Origin of the sequence: Pseudoxanthomonas sp. (genome assembly GCF_002863005.1) — a bacterium.
In the GTDB taxonomy this organism is placed as follows: Bacteria; Pseudomonadota; Gammaproteobacteria; order Xanthomonadales; family Xanthomonadaceae; genus Pseudoxanthomonas_A.
In genome coordinates this window covers 1-11324 of the sequence record NZ_PKDG01000029.1, presented here as the reverse complement: position 1 = coordinate 11324, position 11324 = coordinate 1, and the positions used below count along the sequence as shown (strand labels likewise).

Annotated in this window: 10 protein-coding genes; 3 read left to right on the top strand and 7 right to left on the bottom strand. The window is 66.0% G+C overall.

The features are described from left to right. Positions 1-350: 350 nt before the first annotated feature. The 6 genes from CYU89_RS12645 to CYU89_RS12620 all read right to left on the bottom strand — a co-directional run bounded on the left by CYU89_RS12645 (position 351) and on the right by CYU89_RS12620 (position 8103). Positions 351-1046: a DUF6445 family protein gene (locus CYU89_RS12645; RefSeq protein ID WP_296281452.1), complete on the bottom strand. Its 696-nt coding sequence runs from the start codon at positions 1044-1046 to the stop codon at positions 351-353. A 28-nt stretch (positions 1047-1074) separates the two neighbouring features. Next, positions 1075-2595, bottom strand: coding sequence for a tryptophan halogenase family protein (locus tag CYU89_RS12640; RefSeq protein ID WP_296281450.1), 1521 nt, complete (start codon positions 2593-2595; stop codon positions 1075-1077). Positions 2596-2609: 14 nt separating this feature from the next. After that, a complete protein-coding gene (locus tag CYU89_RS12635) occupies positions 2610-3626 on the bottom strand; it encodes a cupin-like domain-containing protein (RefSeq protein ID WP_296281448.1) in 1017 nt (338 codons plus the stop codon). Positions 3627-3634: 8 nt separating this feature from the next. Beyond that, a complete protein-coding gene (locus CYU89_RS12630; protein WP_296281447.1) occupies positions 3635-4393 on the bottom strand; it encodes a SapC family protein in 759 nt (252 codons plus the stop codon). 153 nt (positions 4394-4546) lie between these two features. Continuing rightward, on the bottom strand, positions 4547-7684 hold the full coding sequence (locus tag CYU89_RS12625) for a TonB-dependent receptor (protein ID WP_296281445.1): 3138 nt from the start codon (positions 7682-7684) through the stop codon (positions 4547-4549). A 278-nt stretch (positions 7685-7962) separates the two neighbouring features. Beyond that, positions 7963-8103, bottom strand: a complete 141-nt coding sequence (locus tag CYU89_RS12620; protein ID WP_296281443.1) for a hypothetical protein — start codon at positions 8101-8103, stop codon at positions 7963-7965. Positions 8104-8135: 32 nt separating this feature from the next. Here CYU89_RS12620 and CYU89_RS12615 point away from each other — a divergent pair, with 32 nt between their 5' ends. Continuing rightward, a complete protein-coding gene (locus CYU89_RS12615; protein ID WP_296281441.1) occupies positions 8136-9221 on the top strand; it encodes a LacI family DNA-binding transcriptional regulator in 1086 nt (361 codons plus the stop codon). Positions 9222-9264: 43 nt separating this feature from the next. On the opposite strand, the gene CYU89_RS12610 is transcribed toward CYU89_RS12615, so the two are convergent. After that, positions 9265-10269, bottom strand: a complete 1005-nt coding sequence (locus CYU89_RS12610; RefSeq protein WP_296281440.1) for a glucokinase — start codon at positions 10267-10269, stop codon at positions 9265-9267. A gap of 133 nt (positions 10270-10402) precedes the next feature. Here CYU89_RS12610 and CYU89_RS12605 point away from each other — a divergent pair, with 133 nt between their 5' ends. After that, on the top strand, positions 10403-10807 hold the full coding sequence (locus CYU89_RS12605) for a CopL family metal-binding regulatory protein (protein ID WP_296281438.1): 405 nt from the start codon (positions 10403-10405) through the stop codon (positions 10805-10807). Between the two features lie 116 nt (positions 10808-10923). Further along, on the top strand, positions 10924-11324 hold a 401-nt coding region (locus tag CYU89_RS12600; protein WP_296281437.1), incomplete at its 3' end, for a twin-arginine translocation signal domain-containing protein.

Here is an 11324-nt window from a genome sequence, read left to right as displayed (position 1 = left end):
CGGCTGCCGTCGTCCCCACTGATCAGGTCGAGCGGCGCGCTGGCGCTGGCCACGATCGCCCGAGCCGCGGCGTCGTACACCACCACCTTCACGCTCTGCGTGCCTGCATCGATGCCCGCAACCCATGCCATCCGACACCACCCTCACCCAAGAAAAGTTAGCGCTACCATTTTGCTTGGTAAAAAAAGGGAACACGCACGTGGCCCCTCTTTTCCTGCACGGCCGCGTCCAGCCCGCCATAAGGCCGCACTGTAACCAGCCTCCGTACAAAAAGCCTGCTGCGCTGCAAAAACCACACGGAGAGCAGCGGTTTCTGATGCCTGTCGCGGGGCCGGCGTTCCATTCGGGCGTCACGGCGCCAGGTCGATGAAGCTGTTGATCGACAGGCGTCCACGCAACGGATCCGACGTAAGCGCACGGTCGCCGATCCGCCCCGAATGCAGCGAGTTGCGGCGGTACACGACCAGGCGATTGAAAACGCCTTCCACCCCCGCGATCCGCTCGAACAACGGCGTATCGCCATCGATGTAACCGGCAGGCGCGCCCTGCTCCTCGCGTGCTTCCTGCGCCAGGCAGTCGAAATAGGCAGCGTGCCGGCCCTCGTCGACGTATTCGAATCCGCTGCGCCGATGCCGATAGAAGTCCGTCCCGCCCCACGACTCGCGGAACAGGTAGTGCACCGTCGCCAGCCCGCGAGCGCTGACGGAATCGATGTGGGGCACGCGCTGCAGGAAGTGAAGATTCTCCGGTGGCTGGGTCACCAGTGAAAAATGGCACATCGGGAACACGAACTCCGCGGGCTCCAGCGCGAATGCCTCGCGCAGCAGCGGCGTCAGCATCGCCTGCAGGAATCGCTGGTACGACGGGGGCGCGGGCGCGCGGATGCCCGGGAACAACGTCGGCATCTTTTCGAAGCCGCGACTCGCTGCCTTGTGCAGCATACGCTCGGGATCGGCGAGCAGGTTGTCGATTACCACCAGCGGTGCCCGCTCCCGCCCCACCACGTGATGGCTGATGCGCAAGTCCGGATGGGGCGCCAGCAGCATGCGATCCCGCCCTCGCCCGACTATGCGGTCACGCCGCGCGACGCCACACGTCGGGCGCGGCCTTGCAATAGCGCTCGATGAACGCCTGCTGCGACGGCATATGCGCGACGGCGCGTTCGATCGGCTGCCGTATGGAGTTCAGCAACGTGCGCAGGTCTTCGTCGGCCAGCGCACGCGCAAGCGGATGCGGCGGTCCCGGCTGGATGCCCTGCCCCAGCAGGACATGCGTCCAGGAATCGACCCGGAACAGTTCGTCGGGATCCTGCCACGCATGCGCGCGTTGCCGCCAGGCGCGCAGCCGTATCGCGAGCGACTCCGGCAACGCCATCTCGCGGCACGCCTTCCACATCGGCTCGTCGCGTTGCGTGGCGTGGTAATGCAGGATGATGAAGTCGCGCACGTGCTCCATCTCGGTGCGGCTGACCTCGTTGTACAGGTCCACCAGCGACGACGAGATCCCGTCGAAAGGAAACAACTGGACCAGCCGCACCACCGCGCTGATCGCCAGATGGATGCTGGTCGACTCGAGCGGCTCGATGAAGCCGCTGGCCAGCCCCAGCGCCACCACGTTCCGGTTCCAGGCCTTCAGGCGCCGACCCGTGCGGAACGGCACCAGCCAGGGTTCGCGGATCGCGGGCGCGCCCACATCGCGCAGCAGCTTGGCACGCGCTTCGTCGTCGGACATGTGGCGGCTGGAAAACACCAGCCCGCAACCCACGCGGTGTTGCAGGGGGATATGCCAACGCCAGCCGGCCTCGTGCGCGATGGCCCGCGTGTAAGGTACGGGTGGCCCCACCGACTCCGTCTGCACGGCCACCGCGCGGTCACTCGGCAGCCACTCGTTCCAGTCTTCGTAGCCGGTATGCAGTCTCTGTTCGATCAGCAAGCCCCGGAACCCGGTGCAATCGATGAACAGGTCGCCTTCGATGACCTGGCCGTCCTCCAGGACGAGCGACGCCACGCCGCCATCGGCAGCGTGCTGCCGGACCTCACGGATCTTGCCTTCCACCCGGCGCAGGCCATGGCCTTCGGCGATGCGCCGGAGGAATTTCGCGTAAAGCCCGGCATCGAAGTGATACGCGTAGTTGACCTGGGGCTGCGTCTGCAGCGAGAACTGGTCGCCACGCGAAGCGAGGGTTTCCAGGCAGAAGTCGCCGAGCTCGGAGGGCATGCCACGCCGCAGGCTGTCGAGCCAGAAATGATGGAATGCCGCTGCCCAAGTGCCCTGCCCCGTGATGCCGAACGGATGGATGTAGCGCTCGCCCGGGCGGCGCCAGTTCTCGAACGAGATCGACAGCTTGAAGGTGCCCGCGACCGCACGCAGGAATTCCTGCTCGTCGATCTGCAGGAAGCGGTGGAAGGTCCTGATGGGCGGCACCGTCGATTCGCCCACGCCCACAGTGCCGATCTGCTCAGATTCCACCAGGGTGATCTTGAGCCGGTCCCGGAACTGGTGCGCCAGCGCGCAGCCGGCCAGCCAGCCTGCCGTGCCACCCCCGGCGATGACCACGTTGCGGATACGTCCCTCGGGTGTCGTTGGAGAATCCAATGCAGTTGCTCCCGTCAGCGGTTGAGTCGGCCCAGCAGCATGGCGCGGATGCGCCTGGCCTGTGTTTCATCGATCGGTCCCAGCAGATCCCGGGCTTGCGCCGGAAGATGTTCCCCCGCGCGCTCTCCCGCACCGAACACGTAGTACTCGAACAACCTCGCCCATGCTTCCTTCTCGCGCGCCGGCAGGTCGCGGATCGTCCACAGTGCATGCTGGAGCGCGGGCAGCGGCGACGAGAGGAATGCCGGCGAACGGCGCCACCAGTAGTTCAGCAGCACGTTGAACGGTTCGAGGCTGCGCACGTGGTGCCACCACATGCTGGGAATGAAGATCGCATCGCCCGGCTCGAGCAGCGCCGTCCTCGCCGCCGCCAATGCCGTGCGGAAACGCGGGTGCCGTTCGAAATCCGGCGCATCGAAATCGACCACGCTGACGACCTGCCCGCCTGGCGTGGGATCGAAGGGGCCGGGATAGAGGTTCTCGATCTGTTCGGGCGGGAACAGCGTGAACGCGCGCCTGCCGACCAGACAGCACGCGACGTTGTCGGGCGCGTCGAAATGGCACGACGCCACCACGCGGTTGCCTATCCAGATACTGGCAGGGGCCTCGATGCCGTAGGCCGACAGCGAGAGGTCGTTCGCCTGGGTGAAACCCGGCAGCGCACGGTCCACAAGCAGCGAGGCCACGTAATAGGTGGGCGGCGTGGCGTCGTGCAGATGATCCGCAATACCCTCCAGCACGTCTGCCAGCGCACCCTTCCGCACCTCGAAGTTCAAGCGGGTGAAGTCGTCGTTGTAGAACGGCCGCCCCCCGATCTCCGGAGCTCCGAACGAGTACTGGATCGGCGCCCCCGCGTCGAAGCGGCGCAGGTATGCCATGGCCTCATGCAGCGATGACCGGCCGGCCTGCACGAGACCCCACGCCTGCGCGACGCCCTTCAGCACGACCGGCTCGCCTTCTTCCAGCAGCGATGCCAGGGGCAACGCGCCGGGATCCGGATTCTCCAGGGTGCGTATAGCGGCGCCTTGCATCACGCGTGTCAGTTCGTGCTGGTGGAGGTCGCCGCGTCCTGCGCGCGCAGGCGGCGTTGCTTCTCGGCCAGAAGTCGGCGCATGTTGTGCAGCGACGCAAGCATGAGGTACGTGCCTTCCAGGTAGCCGGCGCGGTTGAGGGCGAGCAGGTCGGCGCCATCCAGTGCGGCCAGGCGATCGCGGTCGATCCCGTGCAGGCCATTGACCGCGATCCGGTGCCGCTCGTCCACCTGTACGTCCAGGCTGAAGGGCTGGATCAGGCCTTTCTCATCGAGCGCGGCGAACATGGCCGCGGCATAGGTGCTGCCATCGCGGATGCCGCGCAGGACGCTTGCGACGTGGTCGAGATACGGGGTGTTGCCGCCCTGCGGCAGGAACACCGGCTCGCCGTGCGCGGCGTTGACCCGCGGATGTTCGAGGTCCACGTGCATCACCGCCTCCTGCATGAGCTCCCCGTCGATGCGCTGCTCTTGGAATCCGATGAGGAAGGGTCCTTTCGCCACTGCGCCAGGCAGATACGCGGCATTCCAGCGGCCATCGCGCAGGAAGAGATTCTCGCGCTGCTCGAAGCCCAGCAGCACGACGGATTGCCATTCGCCGCTGGCGGCATCCTTTCGCAGGAAGATCGGATACTCGCGCTGCAGTTCTGCAAACTCGCTCGGGAACGCCGGCACCATGGCCACGTCGTCGCCGAACTCGGTGCCGAAGCCTGTCGCCACCCGCAGGTCGCGGTGCGCGATGTTGTTGAGGAGCTCGTAGCGGGCCATCTTCTTGTCCAGGGAAAGCGGAAAGCTCGACTCGGCATGGTACGCCGGTGCAGGGAACGCGTGGCGACAACCTGGGACGACACCCGGAAAAAAGGACCGCTGCTCGCGCAGCGGTCCCTCGGCGACATCCGGAGAGGGCGTCTGCCGCCTAAGTCAGAACTTGTAACGCACGCCGACCATGTAGCGCGAGCTCTGGTCGGCCAGCTTCACGATCATCTGGTCGGTGCGCGCGCGCCAGCGGACATCCTCGCCCGTCAGGTTGATCGCCTCCAGACCGAACGACCAGTGGTCGTCGAGCGTGTAGTTCACGCTCAGGTCCCACTGCTCGTACTCCTCGACGTAGTACGGATTGCGGCTGGCACCCTGGTTGGCGAGGATCAGGTACTCGTCGCGCCAGTTCCACGCCAGGCGCACCGACCAGCCGAACTTCTCGTACATGAGCATGGCGTTGGCCGTATCGCTCAGGCCCGTGAGCGCGAACTGGTCGACGGCCGGATCGCCGCCGTCGTCATAACCCACGTCGCCGCGCACGACGGTGTAGTTGGCCAGAACGCCGAACCCGGTATCCCCGAAGAAGTACTGGCCACCCAGCTCCCAGCCGTGCAGCTTGGACTGGTTCTGGTTGATCGGGCGGTTGACGTTGAACTGGTACAGCGGATCGTCGGCTTCGCCGTAGATGTTGTAAGCCGCTTCGGTCGCCAGCGTTTGCGCGCCGGTGCCGTTGAACGCCGCCAGGCCGGCCGGATCGTTGCGCAACAGCGCCAGGGCCGTGAACAGCGACGTGTCGTTGGCCGAACACGCTGCCGCGTTGGCCGCACCGACCTGGGCGACGCACGCCGCGCTGGTCAGGAACGCCAATGCCGTCTGCGCATCCGGACCGGACGTGGGATCCCGCAGACCGTAGAGGGATTCCTGTCCGACCGTGTTGCCGATGAAGTTGTCGACCGACTTGTTCCAGTAGGTCAACGACACATAGCTCGCGTCGGCGAAGTACCACTCCAGCGCCAGGTCGAGGTTGTCCGATTCCAGCGGCTTCAGGCTCGGGTTCTGTGCGTTGCCGCTTGCGCGGACGGACGGGTCGAGCAGGACCGAGCCGAAGGGTTGCTGCGCACCGGGACCCGCGTAGAGATTGCCGTAGGGGGCACGGGCGATGGTCTTGCCGAACGATGCGCGTCCCTTCAGCTCGTCTGTGAAATCGATGCTGAAGTCGAGGTTGGGCAGGATGTAGCTGTAGCTCGCCTTTTCGCTGAAGGGTTGCTGTTCGTCCGACAGCACGATGCGGAAGTCGTTGTTGGCCTGCCACTCGATGGCTTCGGGAATCGCGATGACGGAGGTCGACACGACATCCGTCGTCTCGTACCTGACGCCCAGCCGGGTGTTGGTGCGCATGCCACCCAGCTCGCCATCCAGTTCCACCTGGAAGTACGCCGAGTTGGTCTTTTCCTCCACCCGGTTGTCGGCTGCACGCTGCGGACTGACCCCGAGTCCCACGCCGTACTGGCCCGCGGCCCACTGGGCTAGCTCGGCCGCATTGCCGCGCCATGCCGGCCAGCTGACCGCGCTGTAGTCGTCGAAGAGCCCGACGATGTTGGTCGGGCGCAGCAGATCCACCAGGCCGGCTGCGGTGTCCGAATCGACGTTGGCGACGCCCCAGTCGCCCAGCGTGGAATACGCTTCCGCCGCCTGGATGCGATGGGTCGTGGACTTGTTGGTGTCCACGCCGAACTGGAAGCGGCCCTGGTCGAAACTCCATTCGCCGTCGATGCGGGCCTGCTTGATCTCGCTGACCTGCGTCTGCGCATTGACGCGCAGCACCTGGGAACCGATTTCGCCTTCCACGAAACCGGGATTGACCACGCCGTTCGTGCCGGCAACGGCATCGCCATTGGTCGGATACCAGGTCTGCGTGCCGACCGGCAGGCCATTGTTGAACTCCAGCTCCTGTACCCAGGTGCCGCCGCAATGCGGACCGGTGGTGCAGTTGTTGGTACCCGCGATGCTCATGAAGATCGAACCGCCACCGGTGAGCGGATCGTTCGGCCGGCTCTCGTTCTTCGAGTTGTGCGCGTCGAAGGTGAGGCGGAAGCTGTCGTTGACGTCCCACGCCGCATTGAAGCCCAGCGAACCGAGCTTGTACTTCTGCATGCTGCGCTGCTGTTCCAGGCCGAAATCCTTGGTGCCCGCGATCTCGCGGATGTACACCGGCACAGCGACGGCCCCGCTGGTGTCGAACTCGATGTCGGTGTAGTTGCTGTTCTGCAGCCACATCGCCTGCTCACCTCGGTTCTCGGTGATCTCGTTGGTCGAATAGGTGTAGTCCAGCGTGAGGGTCAGGCTGTCGGTCGGCGCGAACTGCACCACGGCCTGGCCATTGACGCGCTCGCGTTCGAACTCCGAGAACGCATAACGGAGGTCGTTCGGGCGTGCATACAGATCGCCGACCGCGGGCGCATTGACCACGTTCGGATTGCCCGGCATGGTCCCGGTCCAGGGCTGCACGTTCCAGTAGTTCTCGGTCGCCTGCACCGAGCCGCCCTTGCGCTTCTGCTGGCTGGCGCTGAGGCTCACGCCGAACGTCTTGTCGGGATTGGTGTAGCTGAAGATGCCCGACAACTCCGGGGTGATGTCGCTCTCGAAGGGCTGGCTCTGGTCGGATACGATCTTCGCGCCCGCATTGGCCACCACGCCGTCGTAGTTGAACGGACGCGCCGTCAGGATGTTGATGGTGGCGCCGATACCGCCACTCGGCACCTGCGCCTGCCCCGTCTTGTAGACCTCGATGCCGTTGATTGCCTCGGCAGCGAGCTGGGCGAAGTTGAAGGCACGTGTACCGCCGTCCACGCCGCCGATCGCGACCTGTCCGGACGCACCGAACGCGTCCGCGCCCGGCATCTGGCGACCGTTGAGCGTCACCATGTTGAACTGCGGGCCGAAGCCGCGCGCGGTGACCTGCGCGCCTTCGCCATCGCGCCGTTCGATCGAGATGCCGGTGATGCGCTGCAACGACTCGGCGAGGTTGGTATCCGGGAACTTGCCGATGTCTTCGGCACTGATCGCATCGACGACGCCCGCTGCATCGCGCTTGATGTCCATCGCCTGGCTGAGGCTGCTGCGGATGCCCGTCACCACGACCGTGTCCAGATCCGTCGCCTGGGATTGCGTCTGTTCCTGCGCGGCCGGTGCCGGTGCGGGCGTCTGCGCGTCCTGGCCGAAAGCCGGGTTGATGACCAGCACGCCGCCGACGAAGGTGAACATGGCCCTCGATTTGAATCTCGCCAACTTGCGGCTCATTGACGTGCCCTCAGGTCTGGAGTGTTACGGAAACTGCACACGTTCATGGATCTCCCCTTTCGCTACGTTCGTATGTGAGGTAACGCCCCTCCCGGGGGCGGCCACGGGCGCAGTGCCCGTCTTCCAGCCCGGAGCACGACGGCGGACCCCCGAAGGTCCTGTTCCGCGATCCGGCTTCAAGCGAGGTAAGACGACGAAGATCGCGCGATGGTGGAGCCTTACGTGACCACAACTGGCCGTGATCTAGTGGTAGCGCTACCATTGCGTTGGAGCGCAGACTAATCATGCGTGTTCGCTCTTGTCACCATGCAGCGCAGCAAAGCGATCGCAAGCGCGGCATCCAGCGCCAGAATCGGTTCAAGACCCGCGGAAAACGGCTTGAAGCCGCCGCTGCCCGAAGTAATGACGATTTCACCCACGTACTCTCAATCAGGCCAACGGAAGTAACTGCGTGAAGAAGACCAGCAAAGCGGTGCGCAGGAAGGGCGGTGCGGTCACCATCGACGAGGTGGCAGCGCATGCCGGCGTGTCGCCGATGACGGTGTCGCGTGTCGTGAACGGCCATGCGGGCGTGCGCGACACCAACCGTGATCGCGTCATGCGCAGCGTGCGCGAGCTGGGCTATCGCCCCAACCTTGCGGCCAGCTCGCTTGCCGCGGCGCAAAGCACCTGCATCGCGCTGATCTACTCCAACCCCAGCTCGAGCTATCTGCGCGAATTGCTGGTCGGCGCGTTGCGCGGTTCTGCGCGGGCGGCGGCCCAGCTGGTGATCGCCACGTGGGATGGACTGGATGCCGCGCAATCCCGCGCGGCCGCCCGGCAACTCTCGGGCAGCGTGGCGGGGGTGATCCTGCCTCCCCCGCTGTGCGAATCGACCGCCATCGTGTCGGAGTTCTCGCAGGCGGGCGTGCCGGTGGTCTCGATCGCGTCGGGGCATCTGGGCGATACGGTTTCTTGCGTGCGGATCGACGACCATTGCGCCAGCCGTGACGTGGTCTCCCACCTCATCGCGCGCGGACATACGCGGATCGGCTACATCAAGGGCGATCCCAACCAGACCGCAAGCGCGCACCGCTGGCAGGGCTACCGGGATGCACTGGCGGACGCCGGCATCGCCTACGACGACAGGCTGGTCCAGCCGGGCTACTTCACCTACCGTTCCGGCCTGGAGGCAGCCGAGACGCTTCTTGCGTTGCGCCGCCCGCCCAGCGCCATTTTCGCCAGCAACGACGACATGGCATCGGCGGTGGTCTCGGTCGCCCACCGTCGCGGCCTGGACGTGCCACGGGACCTTTCCGTGGTCGGCTTCGACGACACGTCCGCGGCGACGATGGTGTGGCCGGAACTGACCACCGTCCATCAACCGGTGGCGGCCATGGCCGATGCCGCCATCGACATCCTGCTGCGCGACATCCGGCGCGATCCCGCCACCCGCGTCATCGTCAATCGCGTGCTGCCGCACCAGCTTGTTAAGCGCTCGTCCGTTGCAGACGGACCGAACGCCGACGGGCGCTCAAGAAAGAGCCATGCGCGGTGACGTGGCGAGGATGAGACCCGTCGAGGACCTCACCCGACCGCGCTCATCCGCTGAGATTCTGGCGATACCACGCGACCGCGCCCAACAGTCCCAACTGTCCATGCTCGACGCGCCATACGGGCACCCGTTCGAGCTGCTCGGTCATCACGCCCTTGTTGAGATAGCGCTGCAGGAACCGTCCGTCGTGCAGGAACTGCGGAATATGCGCGGTCACACCACCGGCCAGGTAGACGACGCGGGCACCGAAGATGATCGCCAGGTCGCCTACCACGCTGCCCAGCCAGCCGCAGAACGTTTCGAGCGTTTCCCGCGCCAGCGCATCCGTGTCGGCCGCGGCCACCAGCGCGCTCGCATCCGTGTGCATGGGCGTCGCATCGCAGAGTTCGCAGAGGCACCGATAGAGATTCATGAGGCCCGGGCCCGACAGCACGTGCTCGTTGTGCAGGTAGGGACGGTCCTTCAGCAGTCGGCGCACGATGTCCAGTTCCAGCGCATTGCCGGCAGCGAGCGATGCCTGTCCGACTTCGGTCGGCAGCACGCGCGGCGGTTGGCCTTCGATCCAGACGGCAGCGCCCAGCCCGGTCCCCGGCCCGATCACCAGCGCCGGCGACGAAGTGGCGGATGAGTTCAGCGGCGTGAGCGGCGACAGCGTGTCCGGCGAGAGCGTCGGCACCGCATTGGCCACTGCTTCGAAATCGTTGATCAGCTGCACCCAGGCCAGCCCGGCACCGACACGGGTCTGTTCGACCGACACCGCCCAGGGCAAATTGGAGTTGATCAGGCGATCGCCTTCCAGCACGCCGGCGATCGCGACGACTGCGCCGTGGCAGGGCGTACCGGCGGCATAGTCGTGAAGGATGGAGGCGAGATCGGCGTGCTCGGCACAGGCGTAACGACGGTAATCGTGGATCTCGTGGCTGCCATCGGCTTCAACCCATCCGAGACGGGCATACGTGCCCCCCACGTCGGCGACGATGATGCGCGCATCCGACGCCTGTGCTGCGGGAACGCCTCCCGGCGCCTCGTTCCCCGTTCCCGTGCCTGCCATGCGAATGCCACGCTGCCCGATGCCTGAAATACGGCCCAAGGATAACGTGTCCCCGCCCGATCGTGGCAGCGGGCGATGCCCCGACTCACCCTGCGGAAAGGTACGCGCACGTGCCATGGCGTATCATGCCGGCATGCCCCGCTTCGCCGCCCTGCTCCGCGTCCTGCTGTGCTTCGTGCTGCTGCTCAACGGCGCTGCGTATGCGCACGCCGCCACGCGGATGGCCATCGGCGCCGCGGCGACGGAACAGGCGCACGACGACGTGCCTCCATGCCACGAGGGCATGGACATGGCGGCACCGATGGATCACGAAAGCGCGGGGCCTTCAGGCCACCACGACGATGCCACCGGCCTCCCCGACTGTTGCAAGGCGGGCAACTGCGATGGTTTCTGCACGCACCATGCGCCGGCCTTGACGTGGCGGATACCACTGGATGCGCACTTGCATCCCCCGATGCTGGCACCGGCCTATCGCGCCGATGCCCATGCCTCGGTGCGTCTGCCGCACCGTCACCGACCTCCCATCCTGGCGGCCTGAGGCCGCCTTCCGCGGCCGGTCGCATGCCGGAGGGCACGTGCCCTCCGGCCCCATGATCACGAAGGACGCCACCGCGGCAGCGGGCGGGCGTACCGACGATGTACAGGATGTTATGCATGAAACACGATGACTCCGGACGCCTTGGCGCGTTCCGACCCACGCGCCGCCAGTTCGTCACCGGCCTTGCGAGCGGCAGTGCAGCGCTCGGGTTTGGCCTGGTCCGCCTGCCCGCCTCCGCCGGCACACCCGCACGCCGTGGTGGCGCCCCCCTCGTCACCGGCACCGACTTCGCCCTGAGCATCGGCGCGATGCCGGTCGACATCACCGGCCGCACGCGACCCGCGATCACCGTCAACGACAGCGCCGACATGTCCGGATGCAACACCGGTCTCCTGGTCGTCATCGATGATGTGCAGTACCTATTCAATGCCCCGGACGGCTTCCAACGCATCGCTGGCTGCCAGAAACTCAGCTTTGGCAAGGTGCGGTACGTGTTCTTGTCCAGCCTCCGGCCGCA